The organism is Streptomyces sp. NPDC021100 (genome assembly GCF_044333095.1).
In the GTDB taxonomy this organism is placed as follows: domain Bacteria; phylum Actinomycetota; class Actinomycetes; order Streptomycetales; family Streptomycetaceae; genus Streptomyces.
Genome location: NZ_JBIRQH010000007.1, coordinates 70,154 through 96,908 on the forward strand (window position 1 = coordinate 70,154; position 26,755 = coordinate 96,908).

Sequence of the window (26,755 nt, forward strand, 5' to 3'; positions counted from 1 at the left end):
CGGGGACCGCACGCGGGCGCGCGGAGTTCTTCCGGCCGGGGGCCGCCGCGCTCGGTCGCCGACTCGTCGTACGGTCGCCGTCCGCCGTCCGCCGTCCGCCGCCGTACGGATCCGCCACCGTACGGCCCTGCCGCCGTCGCGCCGTCGCGCCGCCCGTGAACCCTGCCCCGTATCCGCCCCGCCCGTCGCCCCAGCGCCCCACCCCACCCCGCCCGCGCGGGAATCCGTCCCCCACGCGCACAATGAGCCCCATGACCACGCAGCCCCGCGCCGCCGTACCGGCAGCCCCCTTCACCGTCGGCTTCGACCTGGACATGACCCTGATCGACTCCCGGCCGGGGATCCGGACGACCTACGAGGCCCTGGCCGCCGAGACCGGGGTGTTCATCGACGCGGAGCTGGCGGTCAGCCGGCTCGGGCCGCCGCTGTTCCAGGAGCTGCGGGAGTGGTTCCCGGAGGCGGACGTGCCGCAGGTGGCCGACCGATACCGCGCCCTGTACCGGGAGCTCGCGATCACCGGCTCGCTCGCGATGCCCGGCGCCCGGGAGGCCCTCGCCGCCGTACGGGAACTGGGCGGCCGGTCGATCGTCGTCACCGCCAAGCACGGCGGGAACGCCCGGCTCCACCTCGACCACCTGGCCCTGGAGCCGGACGCGCTGATCGGCGACCTGTGGGCCGAACAGAAGGCGGTCGCCCTGCGCGAGCACGCTGCCGGCGTCTACGTGGGCGACCACACCGGTGACGTCCGGGGCGCCCACGCGGCCGGCGCCCTGTCGGTGGCCGTCGCCACCGGCCCCTGCCCGGCCGGCGAACTGAGCGCCGCCGGCGCGGACGTCGTCCTCGACGGGCTCGCGGACTTCCCCCGCTGGCTCCGCGCGCACCGGGCGGAGGTGGCGGAGGCGGCAGCGGAAGCCGCGGCTTCGGCCTGACGCCTGAACGCCTGACGCCTGAACGCCTGACCGGCCGTCCGGTCCCTGCCCGGCGCCCGAGGTCAGCGCGCCGCCGTCGCCTCCCGTGCGCGCCGCCGCTGGTCGGCGGCGGTGCGCAGGACGCCGGCCGCGGCGATCAGGAAGCCGACGCCCATGAGCATGCACACGAAGTAGGCGGCCGACGGCAGTGGGTCGGCGCCCAGGAAGAGCGGGGCGACGGTGGCCATGGTGGCCACTGCGCCCACGAGGAAGACGATCGCGCCAGCGCGCACCAGCAGATCCCCGGCCCGGGGCGTTTCGTTGCTCACCCGAGCAGGGTAGTTGCCTTGTGGCGGGCGTGCGCCCGCGGCTGCCCGGCAGGGCTGTGACCAGGAGCGGCGCGGAGGGACCGCCCGACGGCGGGGCGGGAGCGGACATCACCGGAGGCGCGCCGGACGCGCAGAGGTACGACCTGAGGACGTCTTGTCACCGGGCCCGGGACCATTAGCCTTGGTTCTGGCTTCGGTTCAGCGGGTTTCGCGACCCGCTGCCGTGCTGTCCAGAGCCGTTTTTACTTGCTTTCAGATGTTTCGATAACTTCCCACACTTACCGACCGTTTCCGATACATTCCGACCGTTTCCGATTTCCGACGAGTACGAGGACGAGGACAGACGTGCCTACCGGCAAGGTCAAGTGGTTCAACAGCGAGAAGGGCTTCGGCTTTCTCTCCCGTGACGACGGCGGAGACGTCTTCGTACACTCCTCGGTGCTCCCGGACGGGGTCGACGCCCTCAAGCCAGGCCAGCGCGTGGAGTTCGGCGTCGTCGCCGGGCAGCGCGGTGACCAGGCCCTCTCCGTGACGCTCCTGGACCCCACCCCCTCCGTGGCCGCGGCGCAGCGCCGCAAGCCCGACGAGCTGGCCTCGATCGTCCAGGACCTGACCACCCTCCTGGAGAACGTCACCCAGCAGCTGGAGCGCGGCCGTTACCCCGACAAGGCGTCGGGATCCAAGATCGCCAACATGCTGCGGGCGGTGGCGGACCAGCTGGACGTCTGACCGATCGGCACGGCCGCCGGACGCCCGTCGGCCGGACCGGACCGGACGGATCCCGGGCGCGCGTCAGACGAAGCTGAGCGCGTCCGGCCCCACGGCCGGTACCAGACCCTCCGCCGCCGCCCGGGTCAGCAGGCCGCGGACCGCCGCGTAGCCGCTCTCCCCGAGGCCGGCGGTGAACTCGTTGACGTACAGCCCGATGTGCTGGTCGGCGACGGCCGGATCCATCTCCTGGGCGTGCTCCATGACGTACGGACGCGACGCCTCCGGGTCGTCCCAGGCCATCCGCACGGACGTCCGGGCCGCCTCGGCCAGCCGCCGCAGCGTCTCCGCGCCCAGCGAGCGCTTCGCGATGATCGCGCCCAGCGGGATGGGCAGGCCGGTGGTGGCCTCCCAGTGCTCGCCCATGTCGGCGAGGCGGGTGAGCCCGTAGTTCGCGTACGTGAACCGGGCCTCGTGGATGACCAGACCGGCGTCCACCTTGCCGTCCCGCACCGCCGGCATGATCTCGTGGAACGGCAGGACGACGATCTCGCCCACGCCGCCCGGCACCTCGGCCGCCGCCCACAGGCGGAACAGCAGATAGGCGGTCGAGCGCTCGCTCGGCACCGCGACCGTCCGGCCGGTCAGCTCCGCCGGGTCGGTGATCCCGCCGGCGGTCAGCACCAGCGGCCCGCAACCGCGCCCCAGCGCGCCGCCGCAGGGCAGCAGCGTGTACTCCTCCAGCACCCACGGCAGCACCGCGTACGACACCTTGAGCACGTCGAGCTCGCCGCGCTCCGCCATGCCGTTGGTGACGTCGATGTCCGCGAACGTCACGTCGAGGGGCGGCGCGCCGGGGACGCGGCCGTGCGCCCAGGCGTCGAAGACGAACGTGTCGTTGGGGCAGGGGGAGTAGGCGATGCGGATCGGCTGGTCCACGGTCGGCTGGTCCATCAGTCTCGGCGGCCTTCCTCGGTGATGTCCTCTGGAGTGACGGCGGAAGTGACGGCGGAAGTGGCAGCGGATGTGACGGCGGAGGCTTCGTCAGGTCGTACCGCTTCCGACGCCGCCGGCGTCCGTTCCGTCAGCGCCGGCCCCATCGCCCGGAACGCCTCCGTCAGCGCGGCGAGGGCGTCCCCGATGCGCCAGGCGGCCCGGTCGCGCGGGCCGACCGCGTTGGAGACGGCCCGCAGTTCCAGCACCGGCACACCGTGCGCCGCCGCGGCCTCGGCCACGCCGAAGCCCTCCATGGCCTCGGCCAGGGCGTCCGGGTACCGGCCGGCCAGTTCGGCGGCGCGGGCCGCCGTGCCGGTCACGGTGGAGACGGTCAGTACGGCCCCGGGCCGGGCGCCCGTCGCCGCGCCGACCGCGTGGACGAGCGCGTCGTCCACCGGGTGCGCGTCCACGCCGAAGCCCAGTTCGGTGACGGGCAGGAAGCCGTCCGCCGTGGCCGCGCCCAGGTCGGCGGCGACGATCCGGCGCGCGACGACGAGACCGCCGAGCGGCGCCCCGGGGGCGAAGCCGCCGCCGATGCCCGCCGAGACCGCCAGGTCGTACGGGGCGCCGGCGAGCGCCGCCGCCGTGAGGGCCGTGGCCGTGCCGGCCGCCGCCGCGGCGGGACCCACCCCGGCCGCCAGCACGTCGTACGTCACGCCGGCCGCCGGTATCCGGTGCAGGACGGCGCCGCCGGGCAGCGCGACCTCTTCGGGCCCCTCCGGCTCCGCCGGACCGGCGGCGGCCGTCACGGACGACCGCTCGGCGGCGACGGCGGTGACGACGAGGACGCGCATCGTCAGCTGTCGTTCTTCAGCGTGTAGTTCCAGACGCCGTACGTCTTCTTGTCGCCGACCATGAAGATGCTGATCTTGGCCTCGTCCGTGCCCTGGAGGAAGGACGAGGCGGACAGGGTGCGGTACGTCCGCGTGGAGACGTCGCTCCGCTGGGTCCCGGAGACGATGAACCAGCCCTTCTTGGCGACCTTGGGGTCGACGCCGAGGTGCAGGAGGCCGTCGGCGGGCACCTTGAGGGTCTTGCCGCCCTTGGCCAGGCAGTCGGCGATGTCCGACTGCTCGATGCCCCCCTTGCCGTCGTAGCAGGCGGCCTCGGAGTGGACCTCGGACTTGTCGGCGGTCAGCGTCGTCAGCGGAGTCGGCTTGTCGCAGGCGGAGAGGGCGACGACACCGAAGGTCACGGCCCCGAGTGCGGCAGCGGCGCGGCGGCTTCTGCCCCGGAAAAACGCAGCGGTCATGCGGGCAGGCTATCTGGCCACGTCAATCCCGTGTCGCGCGGGTGCGGCGAGCCGCGTCGGACCGCCGGGGATCGGGCGGCGTACGGGGGCGGGGAGGGGCCCTGGGGCACGCGGCGCGCGGGTGCGTCGGGCTGCGGCCGGGCGGTCGTGGGTCACCGTGTCGCGGGGGTGTGGCGAGCCGTGTCAGACGGTCGTGGGTCGCCGTGTCACCGCGTCCCGCCTGTACGGCGAGCCGCACCGGCCCGTCGCCCGGCGTCAGCCGCCCTGCACGCGTCACGCCACCCGCGGATGCGGCGTCCCCCGCCGTGCGGCCGTCAGCAGGCCCCGGACGGCCGTGGCCACGCCCAGTGCCAGGAACCCGGCGGCCACGGCCATGCCGAGGACGCCGTTGAGCGGCAGCAGGATGCCGATGCCGCCGCCGAGCACCCACGACATCTGGAGCAGCGTCTCCGACCGGGCGAACGCGGACGTCCGGACCTCCTCAGGGACATCGCGCTGGATCAGCGAGTCCAGCGACTGCTTGCCCAGCGCCTGCGAGATGCCCGCGACCGCCGCGACGAGGACGATGAAGAACGCGTTGGTCAGCACCGCCGCGACGACCGTCGAGGCCAGCGCCGCGGTGAGGACGACGGCGATCGTCTTCTCCGGGCCGCGGGACCGCAGCAGCGCGCCGATCGCGGTGCCGAGGGCGTTCCCCCCGCCGGCCGCCACCGCGACCATGCCGAGCGAGAACGCCGGGCTCAGCCCGCTCAGCGGGTGGACGCGGAGCAGGAACGCCAGGAAAAAGGTGAGGAAACCGGACAGCATGCGGAGCGCGCTGTTCGCCTGGAGCGCGTGCAGCACCGAGCGGCCGACGGTACGCAGCCCGGGCTTGGGGCGGCGTTCCCGGAGCGCCCGCCGCTCCCGCCACGCCCGCCACGGGCCGGGGCCGCGCCCGCTCGGGGCGGACCGTCGCGGCAGGGCGGGAGGCCGGCTGCGTCCGGGCAGGTGGGGCCGGTGACGCCGGTGTTCGTCCGACGCGAGGCGGGCGCGGGCCTCGCCCTTCGCCGAGTCGACCACGTGCGGCAGGGACAGCGACAGGTAGGCGCCCAGCAGGAAGACGACACACGCGCCGTACAGCGGCCAGGCCGGCCCCAGGTGGTGCAGCCCCGCTCCGAGCGGGGCCGCCACTCCCGTGGCCAGCAGTCCCCCCAGCGTCACCCGGGAATTCGCCTTCACCAGCGAGATCCGCGGTGGCAGCAGCCGTGGCACGACGGCCGACCGCACCACCCCGTACGCCTTGGACGCCACCAGCACCCCGAGGGCCGCCGGATAGAGCTCCAGGCCGCCGGTGGCGACCGCGCCCGTCATGGTCAGGGCCAGGACCACCCGGGTGATCATCGCCGCGGCCATGGCGGCCCGGCGCCCGTGCGGGAGCCGGTCCAGCAGCGGGCCGATCACCGGGGCCAGAAGGGTGAACGGGGCCATGGTGATCGCCAGGTAGAGCGCCACCCGGCCGCGGGCCTGGTCGGTGGGGACGGAGAAGAAGACGGTCGAGGCCAGCGCGATCGTGATGAGCATGTCGCCCGCGGAGTGCACCGCGTGCAGCTCGATCAGCTTGGCCAGGCCCGACTCGCCCGCGCCGTGCGCGTGCGTCGCCTTGCGGATACCGCGCGCGGCGAACGCGACGGGCGCGCGCAGGGCACGGCCGACGCTCCGGCCGCCCCGGCGGAGCGGACCGCCATGTGCTGACCGGATGACACCCACGACGTCATCTTGCCCCACCTGGAGCGGAGTACGGCACACTCGGCGTGGTCGCTTCGGCCGGGGGCTCCCGGGGGCGTACCGGAGCGACCCGGGGAGCTCACCGAAACCCGGGTATCCCCCGGGTGGTCACCCGAGGTAGCGTGCCCCACGCGCCACCAGCGGTCGTTCTTGGCCGCGCGCCGAGTCTCGATCCCGCAGAATGGACATGACCAGGTGCGCCCGAGGCCGTTCGGGCGCGGACGTCGACGCGGTCCTCCGGTCCGCTCCGTCCGCCGGCCCGGCCGCTCGGCTGGCGCACTCGTGAGACGGCGTGGAAGAGAGAATCGATTCTTGTGAGTGCTGCGATGCGAAGCCGTACCCCGGACCGCCTGTGCGCCGAGGCGGTCGAACTGGCCCGTACGGCGGCCGAGGAGGCCGCGCACCCCGGGCAGGTCGGTGACCACGTCGAGGTCACCGCCGACGGGGACCGCGTCGTCACGCACTACTTCCGCTGCCTCGACCCCGGCTACCGCGGCTGGCGCTGGGCCGTCACCGTCGCCCGCGCCTCCCGCGCCAAGAACGTCACGCTCGACGAGACGGTCCTGCTGCCCGGCCCCGACGCCCTCCTGGCCCCCGAATGGGTGCCCTGGAGCGAGCGGCTGCGCCCCGGCGACCTCGGCCCCGGCGACCTGCTGCCCACCGAGTCCGACGACCTGCGGCTGGAGCCCGGCTGGACGGGCGCGGAGGAGCCGCCGCCGAACTCCGTCGTCGCCCCCGCGGCGCTCTCCCACGAGCTGGCCGACCTCGCCGACGCGGAGGACGCCGAGGTGGCGCCCGGCCCGCCCGCCGCCCAGCCGACCGCCCCCGCGCGCGGCTCCCTCACCTCGCTCGCCGAAGAGCTCGGCATGCGCCGCGCCCGCGTCCTGTCCCGCTACGGCCTGCACATCGCCGCCGACCGCTGGGACGAGTCGCACGGCGCCAAGACGCCCATGGCCCAGGCCGCCCCCGCCCCCTGCGTCAGCTGCGGCTTCCTCATCCCGATCGGCGGCTCCCTCGGCCAGGCCTTCGGCGTCTGCGGCAACGAGTTCGGCGCCGCCGACGGCCACGTCGTCTCCCTCTCCTACGGCTGCGGCGGCCACTCCGAGGCCGCCGTCATGCCCAAGCCGCCGCGCCCGGCGCCACCCGTCATCGACGAGACGGTCGTCGACGTGCTGCCGATGGGGGACACGGCGCGGGGGTCCGACGAGGCGGACGATGACCTGGGGCACGCGTAGCCGCTCGCGCGGGGTGTGGCGAAGGCGGGAGGGTCCGGCCGGCGGCGGCGCGCCCGTGACCGTCCCGCCCGCGAGCCGGCCGCCGGACGGACGCGGTGGCCTTCCGGTCGGCCGGGGGCCGGCGGAGTGCTGCCGGTCTCCACGTACAGGCCGGTGAAGAACGGACCGGCCCGGTACCGGGCGGCCGAGCGGTGTGATCCGGTACGGCCGGTGAGGCTCACGCGGTGCCGGTGCCCTGGTGCGCGCGGATCGCGGCCCAGGCGTCCCGGCCGGCTCGCCGCACCGGCTCGGTGTGCTCGATGCCGAGCTCGCGGGCGGCCTCCCGGGCGCGCTGCTCCCGTTCCGCCGCGGCGTGTTCGCGCGCCGCGGGGTCCCTCGGCAACTCGGTGACGGCCGTGCCGCGTTCCGCCGCGAGAACCCGCGGGCGGTCGCGGACCTCTTCCGTGGTCTTGATGCTTGCCGGCTTGCCCATACGGCGATTCCGACGCCGGTGGGATCGCCGCGCGCGGGGCGACGCAGAGACGCGGGCCGGTCCTCAGCCGGCCGTGACCGTCCCCCGCATCTCCGGGTGGATCTCGCAGTGGTACGGGAACGTCCCGCTCTGGGCGAAGGTGTGGGCGAAGGTGCCGCCCGGGCCGAAGGGGCCCGAGTCGAAGGAGCCGTCGTCGGCCGTCACCGTGTGGTCGGTGCCGTCGTCGTTGGTCCAGGTGACCGTGTCACCGGCGGTGACCGTCAACTGGCCGGGGATGAAGGAGAAATCGCGGATGGAGACCGTGGCCATGAGGTTCCCCTTTCGTCTCGGGGGTGTGACCCGCCGGACGGGGGGACCTGCCCCGCCGCCGCCCGCCCCAACCGGCCTGTCACCCTTACGAGTCCGGCGGAGACACCCCGGAGTCTTCCCGGGACGCCCGTGGGTGACGGGGGCCGGCGGCGAGGGCTCCTGACGTCCCGGCCCTCCCACCCCGCCGCCCCCGCGAACACCCGCACGGTACGTTCACCCTTGCAAGGCCCACCCCGTGGGCAAAGCTCCACGCAGAGGAGACGAGACGACGTGAGCGGCACAGCGACGGACCCGTTCGGTACCGGCCGCCTCCGCCGGGGGGTGCTGGACGCCTGGGCGGCGTCGGCGGCCCGGTTCCGGGAGGACGCCAACGCCGAGGAGGACCTGGCGCTCGGCGGCTACCGAGACCGTCTCGTCGTCGAGCTGGCGCAGAACGCCGCCGACGCCGCCGCCCGCGCGGGCGTCCCCGGCCGGCTGCGGCTGACGCTGCACCCGGCGCACGCCGACGGCCCGGCCGTCCTCGCGGCCGCGAACACCGGCGCGCCGCTGGACGCGGCGGGAGTGGAGTCGCTGGCGACGCTGCGGGCGTCGGCCAAGCGGGAGGAGACGGGCGCGGCGGGCCGCTTCGGCGTCGGCTTCGCGGCCGTCCTGGCCGTCAGCGACGAGCCCGCCGTCCTCAGCCGTTCGGGTGGTGTCCGCTGGTCGTTGGCGGAGGCGCGCGGCCTCGCGGAGCAGACCGCGGCCGGCGCGCCCGCACTCGGCGACGAGCTGCGCCGCCGCGAGGGCCACGTCCCGCTGCTCCGGCTGCCGCTGCCCGCCGAGGGCGCGGCGCCCGAGGGCTACGACACCGTCGTGGTGCTGCCGCTGCGCGACGGCGCCGCGCAGGATCTCGCCGAGCGGCTGCTCGCGGGCGTGGACGACGCCCTGCTGCTCGCCCTCCCCGGGCTGCGGGAACTCGTCGTCGAGCTGCCGGGCGCGGCACCCCGCACCCTGACGACGCATCAGGAGGCCGGGCACGTCGTCGTCGAGGACAGCGCGGGGGAGACCACCCGCTGGCGCGTCGAGCGGGCCGGCGGGCGGCTGGACCCGGCGCTGCTCGCCGACCGCCCGGTCGAGGAGCGGCTGCGCCCGAACTGGGCGCTGACCTGGGCCGTCCCCGTGGGCCCGGACGGCGCCCCGGCCCGCCCGCGGACCGCGCCGGTGCTGCACGCCCCGACGCCCACCGACGAGCCGCTGGGCCTGCCCGCCCTGCTGATCGCCACGTTCCCGATGGACCCGACGCGCCGGCACGCCGCGCCCGGCCCGCTGACCGACTTCCTGGTGGGCCGCGCCGCCGAGGCGTACACCGCGCTGCTGCGCGACTGGCGGCCCGTGTCGGTCGGCATCCTCGACCTCGTCCCGTCGCCGCTGGCGCAGAGCCCGCTCGACGCGGAGCTGCGCAGCCTGGTGCTGGAGCGGCTGCCGAGGGTGGCGTTCCTGCCGAGCGCGTCCGCCGCGCCGGATGGTGAAGAACCGTACGCGCTGCGGCCTGCCGAGGCGGAGATCGTGGAGGGCGCGAGCGCGGCCACCGTCGCCGTGCTCGGCGAGCTGTTCCGCAGCCTGCTGCCGGCGGGGCTGGAGCGCCGCCAGGAGCTGCGTGCGCTCGGTGTGGCGCGGGTGTCGCTGGGGGAGACCATCGACCGGCTCGCGGGCGTCGAGCGGACGGCGGAGTGGTGGTGGCGGCTGTACGACAGCCTCGCCGGGGTGGACCCGGACCGGCTCAGCGGCCTGCCCGTCCCCCTCGCCGACGGCAGCCGCACCGCGATCGGCCCCCGCCAGGTGCTGCTGCCGCCCGCCGACGCCGAGGCGGCGTCCGGCGCGGAGCGGCTGTCCCGGCTCGGCCTGAAGATCGCCCACCCGGCGGCGGCCCACCCGCTGCTGGAGAAGCTGGGCGCCACGCCGTCCTCGCCCCGCGCGGTGCTCACCACCCCGCAGGTCCGCGCCGCGGTGGCGCACTCGCTCGACGCGGCGGAGGCGTGGGACGAGGACGCCCTCGACCCCGACGAGCTCGCCGACACCGTCCTCGCGCTCGTCCGCGACGCCAACCTCGCGCCCGGCGACGAGCCGTGGCTCGCCGCGCTCGCCCTCCCCGACGAGGACGGCGAACTCGCCCCGGCCGGCGAACTCGTCCTCCCCGGCAGCCCGTTCGAGCAGGTCATCCGCCCCGGCGAACTCGCCGCCTGCGACGCCGCGCTCGCCGAGCGCTGGGGTGCGCGGCCGCTCACCGCCGTCGGCGTCCTGGCGGACTTCGCCCTCGTCCGGGCGGCCGACGTCGTCCTCGACCCGGACGAACTGGAGCCGCGCGACGGAGACTTCCCCGAGCCCGACGACGCCGGGCTGCTGGACGCCGTCGACGTGTGGTGCGAGGACGTCCTCGACGGGCTCCCCGAAACGCCCGTGCCGCCCGTGGCGACGGAGCTCACCGCCGTCCGCGACCTCGACCTGGTCGCCGACGACGCCTGGCCGCAGGCCCTCGCCCTGCTGTCCCGGCCGCCGCTGCGCGACGCGCTCACCGCGCCCGTCCGCGTCCTGCTGCCGGACGGCACGACGGAGAGCGTCCGCCCGTACACCGCCTGGTGGCTGCGCGGCCACCCGGTCCTCGACGGCCGCCGCCCCGCCGGGCTGCGCGCCGCCGGCGGCGACCCGCTGCTGGAGGGCCTGTACGAGGAGGCGGACGCGACCGGGTTCGCCGACGAGCAGGTGCTGCGCGCCCTCGGCATCCGTACCACCGCTGCGGCCCTGCTCGACGAACCGGGCGGTGCCGCCGAGCTGCTGGCCCGCCTCGCCGACCCGGACCGCCCGGTGCGCGCCGACCGGCTGCACGCCCTCTACGGCCTGCTGGCCGCGCTCGACCCCGAGGACGTGACCCTCCCCGACGACCTGCGGGCCGTCGTCGACGGCGAGGTGCGGGTCGTCGACGCGGCGGACGCGCTGGTCGCCGACGCGCCCGACCTCCTCCCGCTGGCCGCCGGCCTGCCGCTGCTGCCCGTCCGCCCGGACCGCGCCGCCGACCTCGCGGAGCTGTTGCAGGTGCGACGGCTGAGCGAGGCGGTACCCGCGGTGGTGGAGGCGAGCGCAGGAGAACTCCGCGAGGTGCCCGACGGCGTCCGCGTCCTGCTGCCGGACGCGCCGACCACGTACGTCGAGCACGAGGAACTCCACGTCGGCGGCGTGGAGCTGGACTGGCGGCTCGGCTCCGACGGCGTCCTGCACGCCACCACCCTGGAGGGTGTGGCCGCCGGTCTCGCCTGGGCGGCCGGCCACTGGTCCCGCCGCTTCGAGGCCGCGGCGCTGCTGGAGGACCCGTCGCGGACGGCGGAACTCGCGCGGGACCGGTGGTTCGACTGACGCCCGTGCGCAACGGCGCCGTGGCGACGGGCTCTTACGGCGGATGAGGCCGTACGCGGTGGTGCGGCGGGGCGCCCTCCGCCCCCACCGCGTACGGCGCCGTGCCGAACCGGGCGACGGCCCGGGCGCGCTCTCCTGACGCGCACGCCCGGGTGGTGCGGAACCGGAGCGGGCGGGACGCGCACGCCCCTCCGGCGCTACGCTGCCCGGTATCCGATCGGACGCACGGGGGTGCCGCATGCCGGAAATTCTGCTGGCCAGAGAAGGCGACTGGCGCGTCTTCACGCCGGAGGCGCGGGAGGCCGCCGAACGCCGTGACCTCGGGGAACTGCTCGAGGTGTACGCGCTGACGAACGGCTTCTCGCGCAAAAAGCCCAACAGGGTCTACGAGTTCGCGCGGGGCGTCGTCCGCCACGACCACGGGAAGCCGGCGCTGGCGTTCCACCTCGCCGACATGACCGAGGTGACGGCGAAGGTCACCGAGCGCACGTACAACGGCCGGTACGACGCGACGTACTTCACCTTCACCATCGCCTGCGCGAACGGCGGTTCGCTGAAACTCGACGCCTACTACAAGCGTCAGGGCGACCACGGACACCGGTATTACGGGCTGGGCGAGGCGCTCCGCAAACACGTCGCCTCCCGACGCCTGCCGGCCGCCCGGGAACGGCTCCGCCAGGGAGGTGAGGTCTCCTTCGGGGACTTCGGCCTCAGCCCCGGCGGCCTGATCTGGAAGGGGAAGAAGCCGGTGCCCTGGGAGCTCGTCGGGCCGGCGCGGGTGAAGGAGGGCTGGGTGACGGTGGAACTGGCCGGCGGCTGGACGAAGAAGTGCGCCCGGGAGCTGGGGGTCGTGCCGGACTACGAGGTGTTCCTGGCGCTCTTCGCCGAGCTGCGGGAGCCGCTGCCGCGCATAGGCTGAGCCGGGGGCGGGGCGGGGATGACGCCGTGGAGGCGCGCCCGAGGAACCGCGCGGCCTCCGCCCTCGTCTCCCCGCCTGACACAGCCGCCCCTCACGTCCCGTCAGGAGACACCGTCCCCATGCGCGCTCCCCGTCCCGCCCGCCGCGGGCTCGCCGCCGCCGTTCTGACCGTCACCGTTGCGGCCGTTGCCGCTCCCGCCTCCGCCTCGGCCACCTCCTCCGGTGGCACGGGCCGGAGCGCCGCCGCGCCGGCCGTCGCCGAGGTGGCGTACACGGCGAAGGAGCGCGCGGAGGCGCTCGCCTACTGGACGCCGGAGCGGATGCGGAAGACCGGCCTGGCCGTGGACCTGGGGAAGACCGGGCCGCTGGCGAAGCCCTGGAAGGGCACGCCGATGAAGACCGTCGGGCGGCTGTTCTTCGTCAACGCCAACGGCGACGACACCTGGTGCACGGCCACCGCCGTCCGCGGCGGCAACCGTTCCGTGGTGATGGCGGCCGGGCACTGCGTCCGCCGGCCGGCCTCGCCCGTCAACACGTACACGGACCTCGTGTTCGTACCGGGCTACGACAAGGGGAAGCGCCCGTACGGCGTCTTCCCGGTCGCGAGGACCGTGACGCCCGCCTCCTGGGCTCAGGATGCCGTCGGCGACGTCGCCGCGCTCACCGTCGATCCGCTCAAGGGCCGGAAGCTGACGGACGTGGTCGGCGGCCAGTCGATCGCGTTCGACCGGAAGCCGGGCGAGAAGGTGACGTCCTTCGGCTACCCGGCGTCCCGCCCGCAGCGCGGCGAGGAGTTGCTGACCTGCACGGGGACGACCAAGGCGGGACCCGACGACGAGGTGGTCATCCCCTGCGACATGGCGGGCGGGTCGAGCGGCGGCCCTTGGCTGGCCGGTTTCGACGCCAAGTCCGGTCTGGGGACGCTGGTGTCGGTCAACAGCCACGGCGACTCCCCGGACGGCAGCCGGACGATGTCCGGCCCCCGCTTCGGCGCGGTCGCGAAGGCCGTCTACGAGCGGGCGCAGCGCGGCTGAGCCGGGCTGACGTGGGCGCGTCCCCTGGGGGAGGCCCGGGGGCGTCTCCCCGGGCCTCCCGTCTACCCCTTCTCCGAGGCGTCCGTCCGGAGCGAGGGAGGCGTCCGTCGGAGCGAGGCGTCCGCGGAGCGCCCGGCCGCGGCGTGCCCGCACTATGCGGAGGCCCGCGCGCTCACCCCGCCCGGCACGCCCGACGCGCCCCGCGCGAACGCCTCCGCCGCGAACACGCGGAAGTCGCGCGGCTCGCGCCCCGTCATCCGTCGCACCTCGTCCGTCACCCGGTCCTCCGCCCCCGCCGCGATGTCCTCGTCCAGCTGCGTGAGCAGGGCGGCGAACGGCCCGGGCAAGCCGTCCGCGACCAGCCGTGCCCGCAACTCGGCGGCGGGAACGGGCCGGTGGCGGGCGGGACGGCCGGTGACGTCCGCGACGACGGCCGCCGCCTCGGCGTAGCTCAGGGCGCGCGGGCCGGTGAGGACGAGGTCGCGGCAGGGGGCCGCCGGGTCCGTGAGGGCGCGGGCGGCGACGGCCGCGATGTCGTCCGCGTCGATGAAGGCGACGCGTCCGTCGCCGGTCGCCGTCACCAGTTCCCCGTGCTCGCGGAGGCTCCGGGCGTGCGCGTGGCCGCCGCCGAAGTTCTGCATGAACCAGGACGGGCGGAGCACCGCCCACTCCGGGAACACGCCGTCGGCCAGCGCCGCGTGGACCTTTCCCGCGCCCGGCCCGCCGGCGGGGAGCGCGGACGAGCTGAGCAGCACGGCGCGCCGCACGCCCGCCGCGCGGGCGCGTCCGAGGAACGGCAGCATCACGGCGGCGGGGTCGGACGCGGCGACGGGCGGGACGAGGTAGAGGCGGTCGACGCCGCGCAGGGCGGCCTCGTGGCCGGAGGGGTCGTACCAGTCGAAGCCGGGCGACCCGTCCGCGGGCGTCCGGGACGCCGCCCGCACCGGCTGCCCGAGCGCGGTGAGCCGGGCGGCGAGCCGGCTGCCGGTGGTTCCCGTGGCGCCGGTGACGAGGATTGTCCCGGCGGTCATGCCGCGTCCGCCGGGACGGACTTGGCGTCGCGGGTGGAGCCGGGCAGCGCGAGCGGGTTCCAGTAGTCCCGGTAGCGGACGAAGCGGCCGTCCCGGACGGTCACGACGGCGATGTAGTCCATGACGTACGGCTCGCCGGTGGCGACCGTCCGGCCGGTGGCCCGCATCTCGACGATCACGGTCTCCGGCGCGGTCGTCCGGTGGATCCCGACGGTGGGGAACGCGTGCAGGTCGATGTGGTCCGTGTAGTCGGCCACGTACGCCTCGACGGCCGCCCGGCCGTCCAGCCGGCGCGGGTAGCCGGGCGGGGCGAAGGGGAACTCGACGACCGCGTCGTCGTGGCAGAGGGCCGCCCAGCCGCCCATGTCCTTCGCCAGCAGCAGGTCCAGGCCGCGCCGGACGACGGCGGCCGCGTCCGGGGGCGCGTCCGTGAGGTGGGGTGGGGTCATGGCGGTGTCCTCCTTAGGATGGGGAACCGAAAGATGCGGACCAGCGGTCCGTTTCAACGTAACGGACCGACGGTCCGCTTAGCAAGCGTTCCGTGCCCGGGCACGGAGACAGGAGCCGGGAGACCCATGACCGCACGCGAGGCCCCACGCAGCCCCCGCGCGGACGCCGTCCGCAACCGCGAGGCCGTCCTGGCCGCCGCCGACGCCCTCTTCGCCCGTTCCGAGAGCCCCCGGAGCGTCTCGATGGACGACGTCGCCGCGGCGGCGGGGGTGGGCAAGGGCACCCTCTTCCGGCGGTTCGGCGACCGCACGGGCCTGATCAGGGCCGTCGTCGAGGCCCGTACCGGCTCCCTGCGGGAGGCGGTGGAGTCCGGCCCGCCGCCGCTCGGTCCGGACACCCCGCCGCGCGAACGCGTCACCGCCCTGCTCGACGCCGTGCTCCGGTTCAAGCTGGACCACCGCCACCTCGCCCTCGCGCTGGAGGAGGCGGGCGCCGGCAGCCCCTACGCGGCGGGCCACTACGGGTGGTGGCACGACGTGCTCACGGACGCGCTGCGCCGGCTGCCGGGCGGGGACGGGGACGGCGACGACGCGTCCTTCACCGCCCACGCGCTGCTGGCGGCCGTCCGCGCCGACCTCGTCGAGCACCTCGTCGGCGAGTGCGGCCAGGACCCGGAACGGCTGCGTGCGGCGCTGGCCGCGCACGTCCGGCGGGTGCTCGGCGGCTGAGGTGTGCCTCGGCCGCGTCCTACGCTGGGAAGTACCGATCCGGTGCGTTCGGGACCCGGGAGGCCGAGATGACCAGGAAAGTGGCGGACTGCCGCAAGTACCCCAGCGAGTCGCACTGCACGCTCACCATCTCCGGCGAGGAGGACGAGGTCCTGCGGGCCGCGGCCGAGCACGCCGTCTCCGTGCATCAGCACGAGGACACACCGGAGCTGCGCGAGAAGCTGCGGGACTTCCTGGAGGACGAGCAGCCGTCCGCGTGAGATCACTGCCGACCGTCAGCGCGGCGGGCACCGGTCCCGGTCGCCCGCCGCGTCACTCCCGCTCATGCGCGTCGCTCATGCGCGTCACTCCCGCTCATGCGCGTCACTCCCGCTCACGCCGGAAACCGCCGCCCCACCCACCTCCAGGCCACCTCCAGCACCACCGCCGCCACCGCCGCGATGCCCACCGCCGCCCACGGCAGCGTCGCCCCCACCAGCTTCAGCGCGAAGAACCGCTGCAGCCACGGCACCCCCAGGACCACCAGGAACGCCACCCCCATCGCGACGACCAGCAGCACCCGCCACCACGTGTACGGCCGGGCGATGATCGCCAGCACCCACATCGAGATGAGGAACAGGGTGAGCGTCGCCGCGCTGGTCTCCGCGTCGAGGGAGCCGGCGCCCGTGTAGTAGTGGCGGGCCAGCAGGTAGGTGGCGAAGGTCGCGACGCCCGCGATCAGCCCGGCCGGGACGGAGTAGCGCATCACGCGCCGGACGAAGTGCGGCTTGGCGCGCTCCTTGTTGGGCGCCAGGGCCAGGAAGAAGGCGGGGACGCCGATCGTCAGGGTGGACAGCAGCGTCAGGTGCCGGGGCAGGAACGGGTACGGGACGCGGGTGCAGACGACGAGGATGGCGAGCAGCACCGAGTAGACGGTTTTGGTCAGGAACAGCGTGGCCACCCGCGTGATGTTGCCGATGACCCTGCGCCCCTCGGCGACCACCGAGGGCAGTGAGGCGAAGCTGTTGTTGAGGAGCACGATCTGGGCGACGGCCCGCGTGGCCTCCGAGCCGGCGCCCATGGCGACGCCGATGTCCGCGTCCTTCAAGGCCAGCACGTCGTTGACGCCGTCGCCGGTCATCGCGACGGTGTGCCCGCGCGCCTGGAGCGCCCCGACCATGTCCCGCTTCTGCTGCGGTGTGACGCGGCCGAAAACCGACCCCTCGTCGAGCGCCTTGCCCATGTCCTCGCGCTCGGCGGGCAGCTTGCGCGCGTCGACGGGCGACTCCGCGCGCGGCAGCCCGAGCTTGGCGGCGACCGCGCCGACGGAGACCGCGTTGTCGCCGGAGATGACCTTCGCGGCGACCTTCTGCTCGTCGAAGTAGCGCAGGGTGTCGGCCGCGTCGGGCCGCAGCCGCTGTTCGAGGACGACGAGGGCGGCCGGGCTGACGTCCTCGGCGACGCGCGGGTCGTCCAGGTCGCGGCCGGCGCGGGCGAGCAGCAGGACGCGCAGACCCTGGGAGTTGAGCTCCTCGACCTCGTCGAGCGCCCGGTCGCCCTCCCGGAGGAGCACGTCGGGCGCGCCCAGCAGCCAGGTGGCGACCTCGCCGTCGGGGGAGTGGAGTTCGGCGCCGCTGTACTTGCGGGCGGAGGAGAACGGGAGCGCCTCGGCGCAGCGCCAGCCCTCGCCGTCGGGGTAGGCGTCGACGATCGCCTGGAGGCTGGCGTTGGGGCGCGGGTCGGAGTCGCCGAGGGCGCCGAGCACCCGGCGGACGTACGCCTCCTCCGCGTCGGCGAGCAGCCGGAGGTCGGAGACGTCCATGCCGCCCTCGGTGAGGGTGCCGGTCTTGTCGAGGCAGACGACGTCGACGCGGGCGAGGCCCTCGATCGCGGGCAGCTCCTGAACCAGGCACTGCTTGTTGCCGAGCCGGATGACGCCGATCGCGAAGGCGACGGACGTCAGCAGCACCAGCCCCTCGGGGACCATGGGCACGATCCCGGCGATCATCCGCCGGACCGCCTCCCGCCAGTCGTGGTCCTGCACCACGAGCTGGCTGATGATCAGGCCGACGGCGGTGGGGACCATCATCCACGTGACGTATTTGAGGATCTGGCTGATGCCCGTGCGGAGCTCGGAGTGGACGAGGGTGAAGCGGGACGCCTCCTCGGCGAGCTGCGCCGCGTACGCCTCGCGGCCCACCTTGGTGGCGGCGAACGCGCCGCCGCCCGCGACCACGAACGAGCCCGACATGATCTTGTCGCCCGGCTTCTTCAGCACCGGGTCGGCCTCGCCGGTCAGCAGCGATTCGTCGATCTCCAGCCCGTCGCTCTCCAGCACCTCGCCGTCGACGACGCACTTGTCGCCGGGCCCGAGTTCGATCACGTCGTCGAGGACGATCTCGCCGGTGGCGAGGGGGACGGGCGTGCCGTCGCGGCGGACGGTGGGCTTGGACTCGCCGACGACGGCGAGCGAGTCGAGGGTCTTCTTGGCGCGCAGCTCCTGGAGGATGCCGATCGCGGTGTTGGCGACGATGACGAAGCCGAAGAGGCCGTCCTGGAGCGGGCCGACGACCAGGATGATCAGGAAGAGGACGCCGATGATCGCGTTGAAGCGGGTGAAGACGTTGGCCCGGACGATCTCCCCCACGGACCGGGAGGAGCGCACCGGGACGTCGTTGACCTCGCCCCGGGAGACGCGCTCGGCGACCTCCGCGGCGGTCAGCCCGGGGTGCCGGGGCGACGGCCGGCCGGGAGCGTCGCGCGCGGCTCCGTCCGTGGCCCCGCCCGTAGCCCCGTCCGTGGCCCCTTCCGCGGCCTCGCCCGCGGTCTGCGCCGGATCGCTCATGCATCCGACGGTACGGGCGTTCAGCCCGTTTCACCTTCCGAAGGGACGCTTTCGGCCGCCTTGCGCTCGTTCTCCCGCGCCGCCGCGTGCCGCTTGATCGCGGCGTCCCGCTTCCGTACGTACCAGACGCCGACGAGGCCGAGCCCGCCGCCGGCCAGGCAGGTCCACAGCCACCACAGGTGGCCGCCGTCGGAGAGCCGGCCGTAGAAGGGCAGCTGCACGACGAAGAGGACGAACCACACGATCGTGCCGCCGGTGATGGTGGCGACGACATTGCCCTCCAGGGGCTCCGGCGCCTCGTGCCTGGGTGTCCACTTCGTCATGGCCGCCAGCCTAGTCCGTCCGGAGCCGACGATCTTGGCCGGATCCCCGGGGCCTATAGGGGTCTACGCGCGGAGATAGCAATTCGAGGCTTGTTTATTCATACTGAAACGAGTCGGATCTGATCGGTTGCTTTTGTATGAACATCCAGCCGTGTCCGATCCCGCCCTCCCCGCCAACCGCTCCGTGGGCCTCGGCCCCCGTCCCGTACGTCTGAGGTCCCGCATGCCCTCCTCGGCCACCGCACCGGTCGACGCCCAGCAGCCGTCCCCGACGCCGTCCGGCGGTCCGCTCGACCGCTACTTCCGGATCAGCGAGCGGGGCTCGTCCGTCGCCCGCGAACTGCGCGGCGGTCTCGCCACGTTCTTTGCGATGGCGTACATCATCATCCTGAACCCGATCATCCTCGGGGCCGGCCAGGACAAGTTCGGGCACCAGCTCGACAACGCCCAACTGGTCACCGCCACCGCGCTGATGGCCGGCCTCAGCACCGTCCTCATGGGCGCCATCGGCAACGTCCCCATCGCCTGCGCCGCCGGCCTCGGCATCAACGCCGTCGTCTCGCTCCAGCTCGCCCCCAAGATGAGCTGGCCGGACGCGATGGGCATGGTCGTCCTGGCCGGCCTGGTGCTGATGCTCCTGGTCGCCTCCGGCCTGCGGCAGCGCGTCATGGACGCCATCCCCAACGGCCTCCGGCGCGCCATCGCCATCGGCATCGGCCTGTTCATCTCGCTGATTGGGCTCGTCGACTCGGGCTTCGTCACCCGCAACCCGGACGCCGCCCACACCACCGTTCCGATGGGCCTCGGCCAGGGCGGCCAGCTGCACGGCTGGCCGGTGCTGGTCTTTGCCGCCGGGCTGGCGCTGACGTTCATCCTGGTCGTCCGCAAGGCGCCCGGGGCGATCCTGATCGGCATCGTCGTGATGACCTTCGTGGCGATCCTGATCAACGAACTGGCCGTGATCCCGGACGTCAACTGGGGCCTCAGCGTCCCCCGCATCCCCGACAGCGTCGTCGCCACCCCCGACTTCGGCCTGGTCGGCAACATCAGCCTCTTCGGCGGCTTCCACGAGGTCGGCCTGCTCACCGGCTGCCTGTTCGTCTTCACCGTGCTGCTGTCCGGGTTCTTCGACGCGATGGGCACGATCATCGGCGTCGGCGAGGAGGCCGGGCTCACCGACGAGAACGGCCAGCTGCCCAACATGGGCAAGATCCTGATGGTGGACGGCGTCGCCGTCGCCGCCGGCGGCCTCGGCTCGGCCTCCGCCAACACCTGCTTCGTCGAGTCCACCGCCGGCGTCGGCGAGGGCGCCCGCACCGGCCTCGCCAACCTCATGACCGGCGGCCTCTTCCTCCTCGCCCTGATCTTCACCCCGCTGGCGACCGTCGTCCCCTCCCAGGCCGCGACCCCGGCCCTGCTCGTCGTCGGCTTCCTGATCATGGCGGCCAACGTCAAGGAGATCGACTGGAGCGACTTCACGATCGCGATCCCCGCGTTCCTGACGATCGTCTCGATGCCGTTCACCTACTCCATCACCAACGGCATCGGCATCGGCGTCCTCGCCTTCATCCTCCTCCGCGTCGCCGACCGCCGCGCCCGCGAGATTCCCTGGCTCCTCAACGTGGTGGGCGCCTGCTTCCTCGTCTACTTCATGCTCGACCCGATCGAGCGCGCGCTCGGCGTGAAGTAGCCCGGCGTGACGTAGTCGCCCCCCGCTCACGGCCACGACGACGGCCGGGACAGCCGCACGACGGCCGTTCCGGCCGTCGCGTCGTCGGGCGCGTCGGTGGTCAAGCGGGCGGAGGTGGGGCGCGCGCTCGGCGGCGCGCTCCCCCTTGGGGCCCGTCCCTGGGACCCCGCCGCTCCCGTGCGCCCGTCCGTGCACACTTTCCTTAGGTGAAATAATGAGTTAATCTAATGAACATGCCGGACCTGTCCCGCACCTCTTCCCCTGAGGTCCCCGATCCCGCACAGCAGCCCTCGGACACCGCCGCCGACAGCGGCGCCGACCCCGACACGGACGCCGTCGACGCGTTGCGTTCGGGTGTCATGCGGCTGTCCCGGAGGCTCAAGCACCAGCGGGTCGACGAATCGCTCAGCCCGGCCGAGATGTCCGTCCTGGGCACCCTGGCCCGGTGCGGTTCGGCCACCCCGGGGGAGCTGGCCCGCAAGGAGCACGTCCAGCCGCCGTCGATGACCCGCATCGTCGCGCTGCTGGAGAGCAAGGACCTGGTCAGGCTGGAACCGCACCCCGAGGACCGCCGGCAGAAGGTGGTCACACAGACCGAGCGGGCCGAGGCCATGCTCGAAGAGAGCCGGCGCAAGCGCAACGCCTGGCTGGCCGAGCTGGCCGGGCGACTGGACGAGGACGAGTGGGCGACGCTGCGCGCCGCCGCACCGGTACTGGAGAAACTCGCGCACTTGTAGCCCGAGCAAAGGAGGCGAACCCACTTTGAGTACGGGACCCGGAGCAGACTCCGCACCCGCACCGAACCGCCACGACGACGCACGCACCACCCCCCTGACCCGCAAGGGGGGCATGTTCAGCTCACTCAGGATCCGCAACTACCGGCTCTTCGCCGCCGGCCAGGTCGTGTCGAACACCGGCACCTGGATGCAGCGAATAGCCCAGGACTGGCTGGTCCTCGGCCTCACGGGTTCCTCCGCCGCGGTGGGCATCACCACCGCCCTGCAGTTCCTGCCGATGCTGTTCCTCGGTCTGTACGGCGGCGTCATCGCCGACCGGTGCCCCAAGCGCCTCCTGCTCCTCGTCACCCAGGCGGCGAGCGGGCTGACGGGCCTCGCACTCGCGGCCCTCACCCTCTCGGGCCACGTCCAGGTGTGGCACGTCTACCTCACCGCCCTGGCCCTCGGCCTCGTCACCGTCGTCGACAACCCCGCCCGGCAGGCGTTCGTCCACGAGATGGTCGGCCCCGCCGACCTGGGCAACGCCGTCAGCCTCAACTCCGCCAACTTCCAGACCGCGCGGCTCGTCGGACCCGCCGTCGCCGGTGTCATGATCACCGCCGTCGGCAGCGGCGCCGCCTTCCTCTTCAACGGGCTCTCCTACATCGCCCCCATCGCCGGTCTGCTGATGATGCGCACCGGGGAGCTGCACAAGGCCGAGACCGCCCCGCGCGGCAAGGGCCAGCTCCGCGAAGGGCTGCGGCACGTCCGCGAGCAGCCCGACCTGCTCTGGCCGATCATCCTCATCGGCTTCGTCGGCACCTTCGGCTACAACTTCCCCATCTGGCTCACGGCGTTCGTCAACGACGTCCACCACGCCGGAGCCGGCACCTACGGCCTGCTCAACACCCTGATGGCGGCCGGCTCCCTGGCCGGCGCCCTGCTCTCCGCCCGGCGCGGCAGCTCGCGGCGGCGCGTCATGGTCGGCGCGGCCCTCGTCTTCGGACTGCTGGAGGTCGCCGCCGCCCTGTCGCCCACGTTCTGGCTGTTCGCCGTGCTCCTGGTGCCCATCGGGATGTTCGGCCTGACGATCAACGTCACCGCCAACTCCAGCGTGCAGCTGGCCGTCGCCCCCGCCATGCGCGGCCGGGTGCTCAGCCTCTACATGATGGTCTTCATGGGCGGCACCCCGATCGGCGCGCCCCTCGTCGGCTGGATCACCGACGCCTACGGCGCCCGCGTCGGCTTCGCGGCCGGCGGTGTGATCTCCGTCCTCGCGGCGGCCGGCATCGGCCTCGGCCTGGCCCGCGCCGCCGGCCTGCGGCTCCAGGTCGACCTGCGGCGCGGCCGCCGGCCCGTGCGCTTCGTGCCGCGCTCGCCGGCGCCGGCGGAGGAGCGGCAGGAGGCGGGGGCGCTGACGACGGCGGCGTGAGGTGAGGTGAGGCCGCGGGGGACGCGGGCCCCCGCCTCACCCCACCCGGCGCTCCAGCACCTGCCCCGGCCAGTCGCCCACGCGGAACGTCTCCGCCGGGACGAACCCCTGGCCCCGGTAGTACGCGACCAGCCGCCCGTCGTCGCCCGCGTAGCAGTCCACCCGGAGAAGGTCCGCGCCCTGCCGCCGGGTCTCCCGCACCGCGTGCGCGAGGAGCGCCGCGCCGACGCCCCGGCCCGCGCGGCGGCGGTCGGTGACGAGCAGGCGGATGAACACCTCCGGTTCCCCGGCCGGTTCGACGTACTCGGACGGCCGGGGAGCCGGCGTCAGCGTGCCGACGGGTATCCCGTCGCACTCGGCGATCCAGGCGGTGGCCGACGCCAGGTTGTCGCGGATCCTGTCGACGCTCGCCGGCCGCGTCGAGAACGGCTCGGTGCCCCACTGGCCCGGACGGCCCCGGGCCGTCAGCCACGCGACGGCACTGCCGAGCATCGCGAGGACCGCGGGGAGGTCCTCGACCCCGCCCTCCCTGATGACCAGCCGGTCGTCTTCCCGCTGCGTGATCTCCATCCGCGCGACACTGATCGGCATGCGCCTCTTTGTCGCCGTCATTCCCCCGCCGCCCGCCCTGTCCCAACTCGGCGCGGCCGTGGCAGGGTTGCACGCCCTCTCCGACAGCGGACGGCTGCGCTGGGCCGACCCCGCGACCTGGCACTTCACCCTCGCCTTCCTGGGCGAGGTGGACGAGGCGGTGCTGCCGGACCTCACCGAGCGCCTGGGCCGGGCGGCCCACCGCCACCCCGCGCACGAGCTCCGGCTTGCGGGCGGCGGCCGGTTCGGCGACCGCGTCCTGTGGACCGGCGCGGACGGCGACGTCGCCACCCTCCGCGCCCTCGCCCGCTCCACCGGCGCGGCCGCCCGCCGCGCGGGCGTCCCCGTGGACGAGTCCCGCCCCTTCCACGCCCACCTCACACTCGCCCGCGCCGGCGGCGGCGTCGCCCTCCGGCCGTACGCGGAAGCGCTCGGGGACTTCCAGGGCTCGCCCTGGACCGCCGAGCGGCTGGAACTGGTCCGCAGCCGGCTGCCCGGCTCGGGGGTGCCGGGGGAGCGGCCACGGTACGAGACGGTGCGGTCCTGGGGGCTGGGGTGCTGAGGGGGTGCTGAGGGGGTTCGTTACCCTTCCAAGGTGGACCCGAAGACCAGAAACCGGATCATGACCGGGGCGCTTGCCCTGATGCTCGTCATCGTGGCCGTGGTGGCGGCTGTGCGCTGATCTCCGCCTGCGGCGGGCTGTGCCCCGGTCCCACCCTTCACCGTTTCTTGCGGGGGCTCCGCCCCCGCACCCCCGAAGCACCCTGCGGGCGCTGTCCTCAAACGCCGGACGGGCTGAATATCAGCCCGTCCGGCGTTTGAGGACAAGGGGGTCTGGGGGCGCAGCCCCCAGGAATCGGCGAAGGGGCGGGACCGGGGCACAGCCCGCCGCAGGCGCCCCCGCCTACCAGGCGAAAGCCTCCGGCGTCTCCCCCGGCCCCGGAAAGATCTCGTCGAGCGAGACCAAGAGCTCCTCCGGCAACTCCAGCTCCACAGCCTTAAGGGCGGAGCCCAACTGCTCCACCGTCCGCGGCCCCACGATCGGCCCCGTCACCCCCGGCCGCGTCAGAAGCCACGCGAGGGCCACCTCGCCGGGCACGAGCCCCTGCGCGTCGACGGCGTCCTCGTACGCCTGGATGCGGCCCCGCACCGCCGTGTTCGCGAGCGCCTCCGCCGAACGACCCGTCTCGGCCGCGCGGCGGATCGCCCCGCCCAGCAACCCGCCGCCCAGGGGGGACCAAGGGATGATCCCGAGCCCGTACGCCCGCGCCGCCGGGATGACCTCCATCTCGGCCCGCCGCTCGACCAGGTTGTACAGGCACTGCTCGCTGACCAGCCCGTACGAGCCGAGCCTGCGGGCGGTCTCGTTGGCCTGGGCGATGTGCCAGCCGGCGTGGTTGGACGAACCGGCGTAGAGGATCTTGCCCTGCTGGACCAGGACGTCGACCGCCTGCCAGATCTCCTCCCAGGGCGTCTCCCGGTCCACGTGGTGGAACTGGTAGAGGTCGATGTGGTCGGTGCGGAGCCGCCGGAGGCTGGCCTCCACGGACCGCCGGATGTTCAGCGCCGACAGCCGCGACCGGTTGGGCCACTCTCCCTCGGCCCCCGGTTCCGTCGCGCCGTACCCCTTGGTGGCCAGCACCACCTTGTCCCGGCGGCCGCCGCCCTTGGCGAACCAGTCGCCGATGATGATCTCGGTCCGGCCGCGGTCGTCGCGGGAACCGTAGGTGTTGGCCGTGTCGAAGAAGTTGACGCCCGCGGTGAGGGCGGCGTCCATGATCGCGTGGCTGTCGGCCTCGTCGGTCCGCGGTCCGAAGTTCATCGTCCCGAGAACGATCCTGCTGACACTGAGTCCCGTGCGCCCGAGTTGCGTGTACTCCATGCGCCCAGCCAACGCCCTGGGCCGGGCGGGAATCAAGGGTGACTCTTTCGAGGGCGCGGCGGTGATCACCGCACGGGAGCCGCCAGCGTCTGCACCTCCGCGTAGGAGGGCGCCGGAAGGCGGCGGTCCGCGGACCGGCCGTCGCGTACGGCGGTCGCGACGGCCACGGCCGCCGCCAGGGCCGTCCGGTAGGGAAGCGAACCGAGGCTCACCCGGCGCACGCCCAGGGCCGCGAGCTCGGCGAGGGTGGGACCGTCCGGTGCGTGCAGGACGTTCAGCGGGACGAGCAGACCGGCGACCAGGGCGGCGATGCCGTCCGGGTCCGTGAGCCCCGGCACGAACACGCCGTCGGCGCCCGCCTGTTCGTAGCGCGCCAGGCGTGCCGCCGTCTCCTCCCGGCGGACGCCGAGCCAGTGGGTGTCGGTGCGGGCGTTCACGAACAGGTCCGGTACGGCGGCCTTCACGGCGGCGATCTTCGCGGCGTGCAGGCCGGCGGGGGCGAGGGTGCCGTCCGGACGGCCGTCCTCCAGGTTGATGCCGACGGCTCCGGCCGCGCGAAGCTCCCGGGCCAGCCGGGCCACCTCCTCCGGGTCGTCGCTGAACCCGCCTTCGGCGTCGACGCTGAGGAGGAACGGACCGCGCCCGAGCCGGCGGGCCAGCGCGAGCGTCTCCCCGGCGGTGGCGGCGGCCCCGTCCGGGAGCCCGGCCGCGGCGGCGACGCCCAGGCTCGTCGTGCCGACCGCCGGGAACCCTTCCGCGGCGAGCGCGGCGGCGGAGGCGTGGTCCCAGGCGTTCGGCAGCAGGAGCGGCGCGGCGCGGTGGTGCAGCCGGGCGAAGGGAGTCGACGGGCGCCCCAGCAGGCCCTCGGCCAGGGCGAGGGCGTGTGCCCGGCCGGGGCACGGGCGGGGCCGCGCCCCGAAGGTGAGCGGTACGGGGTGGGTGCGGTGGGCGGCGGCGATGTCCAGGACGACCACGTCGCCTGCGGCGACTTCGCGTCCGGCGAGGCGGGTGGGGCGGGTGGCCACTCGCCGCATGCTGCGCAGGGGTGTGTCCTCCCGTATGACGTGCGCCAACGGTTTCTCGCTGCCGGTCGCCGCCTCCACCAGCGCGCCGGTGGCGCAGGCTTGCACGAGGAGGCCGATGCGGTTGGCGACCTCTTCCGTGGCGGGAGTGTGCCCCGGCCCCTCCCCCAGAGGGGGCACCTCCGCCGGGCTGCATTCAGCCCGTCCGGCGTTCGAGGACAGCGCGCGCAGCGCGCTTCGGGCGTGCGGGGGCTCGCCCCCGCAGGAAACCGGGGGCACCTCCCAGCGGTAGCCGGGGGAGAAGGGGCGGGACCGGGGCACCCCCAGCAACGCCACCAGCCGCCCCACCGCCTCATCCGCCGCCGGATCCTCCCCGCTGAAGTAGACCCCGGCCACCAGGACCACGTCGTCGGCGACCTGCCGAGGCTCCGGCATCCCCAGAGCCTCGGCCAGCGCGCGCACCACGCGAACCCGCACGTCCCCTCCGCTCCCCTCCGCCACCGCCCGCCGCAAGGCGTCGGGGTCCACGCGGGCCAGTTCCGCCTCCACCAGGGCACGCCGCCGGCGGTGCGTCTCGCCGGAGGAGAAGCGGGCCACGGTGGCCCGCAGCCACGCGACGCTCGCCCCGGCGGCGCCCGGGGCGCCGGCCGGGCGTTCGGGCACGAGGGCGGGGTCGGCGAGGGCGGCCCGGATGTCGGCGGAAGAGTCGAGGACGTGCGTGTGCGTCGTCATGCCCCGACGCTACGGCCGGAA

At 74.5% G+C, this 26,755-nt stretch carries 26 protein-coding genes; 12 read left to right on the top strand and 14 right to left on the bottom strand.

The genetic code is table 11. The features are described from left to right. The first annotated feature begins 251 nt into the window (after positions 1–251). Entirely contained in the window at positions 252–929 is a 678-nt protein-coding gene (locus tag ACH4PU_RS15700) for an HAD family hydrolase (protein WP_398271699.1), read from the top strand. A gap of 62 nt (positions 930–991) precedes the next feature. Here ACH4PU_RS15700 and ACH4PU_RS15705 read toward each other — a convergent pair whose 3' ends face one another. After that, positions 992–1,237, bottom strand: a complete 246-nt coding sequence (locus tag ACH4PU_RS15705; RefSeq protein ID WP_185941480.1) for a hypothetical protein — start codon at positions 1,235–1,237, stop codon at positions 992–994. A 345-nt stretch (positions 1,238–1,582) separates the two neighbouring features. Here ACH4PU_RS15705 and ACH4PU_RS15710 point away from each other — a divergent pair, with 345 nt between their 5' ends. Further along, positions 1,583–1,966 (top strand): cold-shock protein, encoded by a 384-nt coding sequence (locus ACH4PU_RS15710; RefSeq protein ID WP_185941479.1) that lies wholly within the window; start codon positions 1,583–1,585, stop codon positions 1,964–1,966. A 63-nt stretch (positions 1,967–2,029) separates the two neighbouring features. On the opposite strand, the gene ACH4PU_RS15715 is transcribed toward ACH4PU_RS15710, so the two are convergent. The 4 genes from ACH4PU_RS15715 to ACH4PU_RS15730 form a co-directional block, all read right to left on the bottom strand. Next, positions 2,030–2,899 (bottom strand): 1,4-dihydroxy-6-naphthoate synthase, encoded by an 870-nt coding sequence (locus tag ACH4PU_RS15715; RefSeq protein ID WP_398271704.1) that lies wholly within the window; start codon positions 2,897–2,899, stop codon positions 2,030–2,032. After that, positions 2,899–3,735, bottom strand: coding sequence for a futalosine hydrolase (locus ACH4PU_RS15720; protein ID WP_398271706.1), 837 nt, complete (start codon positions 3,733–3,735; stop codon positions 2,899–2,901). Before ACH4PU_RS15720 ends, ACH4PU_RS15715 begins: the two co-directional genes overlap by 1 nt. A gap of 2 nt (positions 3,736–3,737) precedes the next feature. Then, positions 3,738–4,193, bottom strand: coding sequence for a DUF2771 domain-containing protein (locus tag ACH4PU_RS15725; RefSeq protein WP_398271708.1), 456 nt, complete (start codon positions 4,191–4,193; stop codon positions 3,738–3,740). 273 nt (positions 4,194–4,466) lie between these two features. Continuing rightward, positions 4,467–5,939: an MFS transporter gene (locus ACH4PU_RS15730; protein ID WP_398271711.1), complete on the bottom strand. Its 1,473-nt coding sequence runs from the start codon at positions 5,937–5,939 to the stop codon at positions 4,467–4,469. A 344-nt stretch (positions 5,940–6,283) separates the two neighbouring features. Between ACH4PU_RS15730 and ACH4PU_RS15735 the strand changes: the two genes are divergently transcribed. Continuing rightward, the gene (locus ACH4PU_RS15735; protein WP_398271713.1) at positions 6,284–7,192 is read left to right on the top strand and encodes a DUF3027 domain-containing protein; all 909 of its coding nucleotides are present in this window, start codon (positions 6,284–6,286) and stop codon (positions 7,190–7,192) included. 217 nt (positions 7,193–7,409) lie between these two features. On the opposite strand, the gene ACH4PU_RS15740 is transcribed toward ACH4PU_RS15735, so the two are convergent. Together ACH4PU_RS15740 and ACH4PU_RS15745 are read right to left on the bottom strand one after the other, a co-directional pair. Beyond that, on the bottom strand, positions 7,410–7,664 hold the full coding sequence (locus ACH4PU_RS15740) for a hypothetical protein (RefSeq protein ID WP_398271715.1): 255 nt from the start codon (positions 7,662–7,664) through the stop codon (positions 7,410–7,412). Positions 7,665–7,727: 63 nt separating this feature from the next. Beyond that, on the bottom strand, positions 7,728–7,973 hold the full coding sequence (locus ACH4PU_RS15745; RefSeq protein WP_398271718.1) for a plastocyanin/azurin family copper-binding protein: 246 nt from the start codon (positions 7,971–7,973) through the stop codon (positions 7,728–7,730). Between the two features lie 270 nt (positions 7,974–8,243). Here ACH4PU_RS15745 and ACH4PU_RS15750 point away from each other — a divergent pair, with 270 nt between their 5' ends. The 3 genes from ACH4PU_RS15750 (at position 8,244) to ACH4PU_RS15760 (ending at position 13,313) form a co-directional block, all read left to right on the top strand. After that, positions 8,244–11,360, top strand: coding sequence for a sacsin N-terminal ATP-binding-like domain-containing protein (locus ACH4PU_RS15750; protein WP_398271720.1), 3,117 nt, complete (start codon positions 8,244–8,246; stop codon positions 11,358–11,360). Positions 11,361–11,598: 238 nt separating this feature from the next. Further along, positions 11,599–12,279, top strand: coding sequence for a DUF6585 family protein (locus ACH4PU_RS15755; RefSeq protein WP_398271722.1), 681 nt, complete (start codon positions 11,599–11,601; stop codon positions 12,277–12,279). A gap of 119 nt (positions 12,280–12,398) precedes the next feature. After that, positions 12,399–13,313, top strand: a complete 915-nt coding sequence (locus ACH4PU_RS15760) for a trypsin-like serine peptidase (RefSeq protein WP_398271725.1) — start codon at positions 12,399–12,401, stop codon at positions 13,311–13,313. Positions 13,314–13,465: 152 nt separating this feature from the next. Here the strand turns inward: ACH4PU_RS15760 and ACH4PU_RS15765 are convergent, their stop codons facing one another. Together ACH4PU_RS15765 and ACH4PU_RS15770 are read right to left on the bottom strand one after the other, a co-directional pair. After that, positions 13,466–14,344: an ergot alkaloid biosynthesis protein gene (locus ACH4PU_RS15765; protein WP_398271726.1), complete on the bottom strand. Its 879-nt coding sequence runs from the start codon at positions 14,342–14,344 to the stop codon at positions 13,466–13,468. Next, positions 14,341–14,793 (bottom strand): nuclear transport factor 2 family protein, encoded by a 453-nt coding sequence (locus ACH4PU_RS15770; RefSeq protein ID WP_398271728.1) that lies wholly within the window; start codon positions 14,791–14,793, stop codon positions 14,341–14,343. The genes ACH4PU_RS15765 and ACH4PU_RS15770 overlap by 4 nt, the downstream gene beginning before the upstream one ends. A gap of 126 nt (positions 14,794–14,919) precedes the next feature. On the opposite strand from ACH4PU_RS15770, the gene ACH4PU_RS15775 reads away from it, so the two are divergent. Both ACH4PU_RS15775 and ACH4PU_RS15780 read left to right on the top strand, forming a co-directional pair. Beyond that, positions 14,920–15,522 (top strand): TetR/AcrR family transcriptional regulator, encoded by a 603-nt coding sequence (locus ACH4PU_RS15775; protein WP_398271730.1) that lies wholly within the window; start codon positions 14,920–14,922, stop codon positions 15,520–15,522. A gap of 68 nt (positions 15,523–15,590) precedes the next feature. Further along, positions 15,591–15,782: a DUF1059 domain-containing protein gene (locus ACH4PU_RS15780; RefSeq protein WP_185941468.1), complete on the top strand. Its 192-nt coding sequence runs from the start codon at positions 15,591–15,593 to the stop codon at positions 15,780–15,782. 113 nt (positions 15,783–15,895) lie between these two features. Here ACH4PU_RS15780 and ACH4PU_RS15785 read toward each other — a convergent pair whose 3' ends face one another. Continuing rightward, the gene (locus tag ACH4PU_RS15785; protein WP_398271732.1) at positions 15,896–18,346 is read right to left on the bottom strand and encodes an HAD-IC family P-type ATPase; all 2,451 of its coding nucleotides are present in this window, start codon (positions 18,344–18,346) and stop codon (positions 15,896–15,898) included. Between the two features lie 20 nt (positions 18,347–18,366). After that, positions 18,367–18,669, bottom strand: coding sequence for a DUF2530 domain-containing protein (locus ACH4PU_RS15790; protein WP_398271734.1), 303 nt, complete (start codon positions 18,667–18,669; stop codon positions 18,367–18,369). Positions 18,670–18,892: 223 nt separating this feature from the next. Between ACH4PU_RS15790 and ACH4PU_RS15795 the strand changes: the two genes are divergently transcribed. From ACH4PU_RS15795 to ACH4PU_RS15805, 3 genes are all read left to right on the top strand, one after another. After that, positions 18,893–20,359: an NCS2 family permease gene (locus ACH4PU_RS15795; RefSeq protein ID WP_398272154.1), complete on the top strand. Its 1,467-nt coding sequence runs from the start codon at positions 18,893–18,895 to the stop codon at positions 20,357–20,359. A gap of 233 nt (positions 20,360–20,592) precedes the next feature. After that, positions 20,593–21,096: a MarR family winged helix-turn-helix transcriptional regulator gene (locus tag ACH4PU_RS15800; RefSeq protein WP_398271736.1), complete on the top strand. Its 504-nt coding sequence runs from the start codon at positions 20,593–20,595 to the stop codon at positions 21,094–21,096. Positions 21,097–21,121: 25 nt separating this feature from the next. Beyond that, positions 21,122–22,507, top strand: coding sequence for an MFS transporter (locus tag ACH4PU_RS15805; protein ID WP_398271738.1), 1,386 nt, complete (start codon positions 21,122–21,124; stop codon positions 22,505–22,507). Between the two features lie 36 nt (positions 22,508–22,543). On the opposite strand, the gene ACH4PU_RS15810 is transcribed toward ACH4PU_RS15805, so the two are convergent. Continuing rightward, a complete protein-coding gene (locus ACH4PU_RS15810; protein ID WP_398271740.1) occupies positions 22,544–23,098 on the bottom strand; it encodes a GNAT family N-acetyltransferase in 555 nt (184 codons plus the stop codon). Between ACH4PU_RS15810 and thpR the strand changes: the two genes are divergently transcribed. After that, positions 23,097–23,660, top strand: a complete 564-nt coding sequence (gene thpR, locus ACH4PU_RS15815) for an RNA 2',3'-cyclic phosphodiesterase (protein WP_398271742.1) — start codon at positions 23,097–23,099, stop codon at positions 23,658–23,660. The two genes, ACH4PU_RS15810 and thpR, sit on opposite strands and share 2 nt — an antisense overlap. A gap of 342 nt (positions 23,661–24,002) precedes the next feature. On the opposite strand, the gene ACH4PU_RS15820 is transcribed toward thpR, so the two are convergent. Both ACH4PU_RS15820 and ACH4PU_RS15825 read right to left on the bottom strand, forming a co-directional pair. Beyond that, positions 24,003–24,980 (bottom strand): aldo/keto reductase, encoded by a 978-nt coding sequence (locus ACH4PU_RS15820; RefSeq protein ID WP_398271744.1) that lies wholly within the window; start codon positions 24,978–24,980, stop codon positions 24,003–24,005. A gap of 65 nt (positions 24,981–25,045) precedes the next feature. Continuing rightward, a complete protein-coding gene (locus ACH4PU_RS15825) occupies positions 25,046–26,734 on the bottom strand; it encodes an isocitrate lyase/phosphoenolpyruvate mutase family protein (protein ID WP_398271746.1) in 1,689 nt (562 codons plus the stop codon). Positions 26,735–26,755: the final 21 nt, after the last annotated feature.

Coding starts and splice junctions, on each gene's coding strand:
- ACH4PU_RS15700 (WP_398271699.1), top strand. CDS start 252: ATGACCACGCAGCCCCGCGCCGCCGTACCGGCAGCCCCCTTCACCGTC.
- ACH4PU_RS15715 (WP_398271704.1), bottom strand. CDS start 2,899: ATGGACCAGCCGACCGTGGACCAGCCGATCCGCATCGCCTACTCCCCC.
- ACH4PU_RS15825 (WP_398271746.1), bottom strand. CDS start 26,734: ATGACGACGCACACGCACGTCCTCGACTCTTCCGCCGACATCCGGGCC.
- ACH4PU_RS15740 (WP_398271715.1), bottom strand. CDS start 7,664: ATGGGCAAGCCGGCAAGCATCAAGACCACGGAAGAGGTCCGCGACCGC.
- ACH4PU_RS15745 (WP_398271718.1), bottom strand. CDS start 7,973: ATGGCCACGGTCTCCATCCGCGATTTCTCCTTCATCCCCGGCCAGTTG.
- ACH4PU_RS15800 (WP_398271736.1), top strand. CDS start 20,593: ATGCCGGACCTGTCCCGCACCTCTTCCCCTGAGGTCCCCGATCCCGCA.
- ACH4PU_RS15735 (WP_398271713.1), top strand. CDS start 6,284: ATGCGAAGCCGTACCCCGGACCGCCTGTGCGCCGAGGCGGTCGAACTG.
- ACH4PU_RS15770 (WP_398271728.1), bottom strand. CDS start 14,793: ATGACCCCACCCCACCTCACGGACGCGCCCCCGGACGCGGCCGCCGTC.
- ACH4PU_RS15720 (WP_398271706.1), bottom strand. CDS start 3,735: ATGCGCGTCCTCGTCGTCACCGCCGTCGCCGCCGAGCGGTCGTCCGTG.
- ACH4PU_RS15725 (WP_398271708.1), bottom strand. CDS start 4,193: ATGACCGCTGCGTTTTTCCGGGGCAGAAGCCGCCGCGCCGCTGCCGCA.
- ACH4PU_RS15775 (WP_398271730.1), top strand. CDS start 14,920: ATGACCGCACGCGAGGCCCCACGCAGCCCCCGCGCGGACGCCGTCCGC.
- ACH4PU_RS15785 (WP_398271732.1), bottom strand. CDS start 18,346: ATGAGCGATCCGGCGCAGACCGCGGGCGAGGCCGCGGAAGGGGCCACG.
- ACH4PU_RS15820 (WP_398271744.1), bottom strand. CDS start 24,980: ATGGAGTACACGCAACTCGGGCGCACGGGACTCAGTGTCAGCAGGATC.
- ACH4PU_RS15795 (WP_398272154.1), top strand. CDS start 18,893: ATGCCCTCCTCGGCCACCGCACCGGTCGACGCCCAGCAGCCGTCCCCG.
- ACH4PU_RS15760 (WP_398271725.1), top strand. CDS start 12,399: ATGCGCGCTCCCCGTCCCGCCCGCCGCGGGCTCGCCGCCGCCGTTCTG.
- ACH4PU_RS15755 (WP_398271722.1), top strand. CDS start 11,599: ATGCCGGAAATTCTGCTGGCCAGAGAAGGCGACTGGCGCGTCTTCACG.
- ACH4PU_RS15810 (WP_398271740.1), bottom strand. CDS start 23,098: ATGCCGATCAGTGTCGCGCGGATGGAGATCACGCAGCGGGAAGACGAC.
- ACH4PU_RS15765 (WP_398271726.1), bottom strand. CDS start 14,344: ATGACCGCCGGGACAATCCTCGTCACCGGCGCCACGGGAACCACCGGC.
- ACH4PU_RS15790 (WP_398271734.1), bottom strand. CDS start 18,669: ATGACGAAGTGGACACCCAGGCACGAGGCGCCGGAGCCCCTGGAGGGC.
- ACH4PU_RS15780 (WP_185941468.1), top strand. CDS start 15,591: ATGACCAGGAAAGTGGCGGACTGCCGCAAGTACCCCAGCGAGTCGCAC.
- thpR (WP_398271742.1), top strand. CDS start 23,097: ATGCGCCTCTTTGTCGCCGTCATTCCCCCGCCGCCCGCCCTGTCCCAA.